This is a genomic window from Nesterenkonia salmonea (genome assembly GCF_005771525.1).
GTDB lineage: Bacteria > Actinomycetota > Actinomycetes > Actinomycetales > Micrococcaceae > Nesterenkonia > Nesterenkonia salmonea.
Genome location: NZ_VAVZ01000089.1, coordinates 1 through 2,184, shown reverse-complemented (window position 1 = coordinate 2,184; position 2,184 = coordinate 1). Strand labels below are relative to the sequence as shown.

General features: G+C 62.8%; 2 protein-coding genes. Both read right to left on the bottom strand.

The window, feature by feature from the left end:
* Nucleotides 1-62 precede the first annotated feature (62 nt).
* Nucleotides 63-866 carry an IS21-like element helper ATPase IstB gene (gene istB, locus FEF26_RS15355; protein WP_138254405.1) on the bottom strand — a complete coding sequence of 268 codons (804 nt, stop codon included), beginning with the start codon at nucleotides 864-866 and terminating at the stop codon, nucleotides 63-65.
* On the bottom strand, nucleotides 863-2,113 hold the full coding sequence (gene istA / locus FEF26_RS15350) for an IS21 family transposase (protein ID WP_138254404.1): 1,251 nt from the start codon (nucleotides 2,111-2,113) through the stop codon (nucleotides 863-865). Before istA ends, istB begins: the two co-directional genes overlap by 4 nt.
* Between the last annotated feature and the right edge of the window lie 71 nt (nucleotides 2,114-2,184).

Below are 2,184 nucleotides of genomic sequence, written 5' to 3'. Positions count from 1 at the left end.
TGTCAACGACGGTCGAAAACTGGACACTTATCGACGTTTGAAAACTGAACACTTTTGGTTGGTTACGGGGTCGTAGGGTTGGTGGTCTCGAGGAGCTCACGGCGGGTCCGTGTCCGGTAGGACTCCCCGTCGAGGGCGAGGACCTCGGCGTGGTGGATGAGCCGGTCGATCATGGCCGCGGCGATGGTGTCATCGGCGAAGATCTCTCCCCAGCGACTGAACGCCAAGTTCGAGGTGATCAACAGGCTGCCTTGTTCGTATCGGGATGCCACCAGTTGGAAGAAGAGGTTCGCGGCATCGGCATCGAAGGGCAGGTAGCCTAGCTCATCAATTATGAGGAGCTTGTAGCGCTTGAGGCGTTTGATCTCGTGGTCGAGGCCACCGTGGCGCTGATGGGCCTCGGTGAGCCTGTTGACCCAGCCGGCGGCGGTGTCGAAGGCCACTGGGTGCCCGGCTTGGCAGGCCTTGATCCCCAGCCCGATCGCTAGGTGCGTCTTGCCGACCCCTGGTGGTCCCAGCAGGATCACGTTGTCCGCCTTCGGCACGAAACTCATATTCGACAGGTGGGCCAGCACGTCCCGGCGCAGACTCGGCTGATAGTCGGGGTTGAAGTCCTCGATCGTCTTCCGGGACGGAAACCGGGCCGATTGGATCCGCAGGGCGGTGCCGTTGGCCTCCCGGTCCGCGACCTGGCGCTGAAGCACCGCGGCGAGGTACTCCTCGTGTGACCAGCCCTCATCCCGGGCAGTGGTGGCCAGTTGTTCCCAGACCTTGGCGATGGTGGGGGTCTTCATCGCCCTGGCCAGGTGCGCCAAGGTCGAGCCGATCTTCTCGCTACTGTTGGTCCTTGAGGCGGTGGCGCTCATGCCGCCCTCCTCTGGTCCTCAGCGGGCATGGTGGTGCTGGTGAGCCCGAAGAGCTCGTCATAGACGCTTAAGGGCCGGTAGCTGACCTCGGCGTCTCTGCCGGCGGGTTGACGGCGGACCTGGTTGTAATGAGCGCGCAGCGTCTTGGCGGTGGCCACGTGCTGGGGGTCGGTGATCACTTGGGCCTTCGCCCAGCAGCGGGGATGGTCAGCGGCGATCTCACCGTCACAGACCACCACCACCCGTCCCAGGGTCGCGGTGACTTGCACCAGTCGGCCGATGAACCGCGGATCCACGGAGTAGTCGTTGGTGTCCAGGCGGACGTAGTAGTCCCGGCCCAGCCGGATCTGGTGGTTGAACCCGGTCGCTGGCGGTGAGGGCGGCAGTGCGGTCATCGCCGCAAGATCAGTGCCCACCACGTTGATCGGCCGATCCCCAAGGCTGCGGACCTGACGTTGATTGGCCCGCTCAGTCAGCCAGGCGCTGATCTGGGTATTGAAATCACCTGGGGAAGCGAACTGACGCCCCGGCAAGAAGCTGGTCTCGAAGTAGTCGTTGTTCCGCTCAGTCATGCCCTTGAACTCCGGGTCCCGGGCCGGGGCGATCACCATCCGGGTCGCCGCCGTCCCAGCGAAGGCCTGCACCGGCGGCAACGGCTTACCCTTCGGCGCGATCGCAGCCTCACGGTCCCAGATCAACGACTTCGACACTGCCCCGACGCCGGTGATCAGTTGCCACATCCCTGCCAACAAGTCCCCGGACTGTCGGGAAGGGATCATCAACGCAGTCAAGAACCTGGAGAAGGTCAGCGTCATCACCAGCACCGGCAGCATCCGGGCCTGTCCATAACCCACAGGGATCTTTGGCTCCGGGAACCACAAGTCGAACTGAGCTGCCTCACCTGGCTTGTGGTCCAGCCGATCAGCAGGGTCCACCCCGGTATACAGCGGGCGGATCTGCCGGATCTTGTCCTTCAAGATCGTCAACGAATGCTCCCACCCCAGCCGCTCAGCGATCACCGTCGCCGGCATCCTCGGGGTGTCCTTCAACAGCTTATGCACCTCCGGCAGAACCGCGTCCACCAGCGATCCCTTCAATTGCCGCTGATACTTCGGCGGCTCATCCGAGGCCAAAGCCTTATAGACAGTGGTACGCGACACGCCAAGCTTCTCAGCGATCTGCTTCTTCGGTAACTTCTCGGCCCGGTGAAGCCGACGGATCTCAGCCCAATCTTCCACAGTGATCATGCCTCCTAGCATGGTCCGGATGTCCAGAATTCATCCGTCGCTAGGTGTTCAGTATTCACGCGTCGTCGACA

Excerpts from the sequence above, each read along its gene's own strand:
- istB (WP_138254405.1), bottom strand. The coding sequence starts at position 866 with ATGAGCGCCACCGCCTCAAGGACCAACAGTAGCGAGAAGATCGGCTCG.
- istA (WP_138254404.1), bottom strand. The coding sequence starts at position 2,113 with ATGATCACTGTGGAAGATTGGGCTGAGATCCGTCGGCTTCACCGGGCC.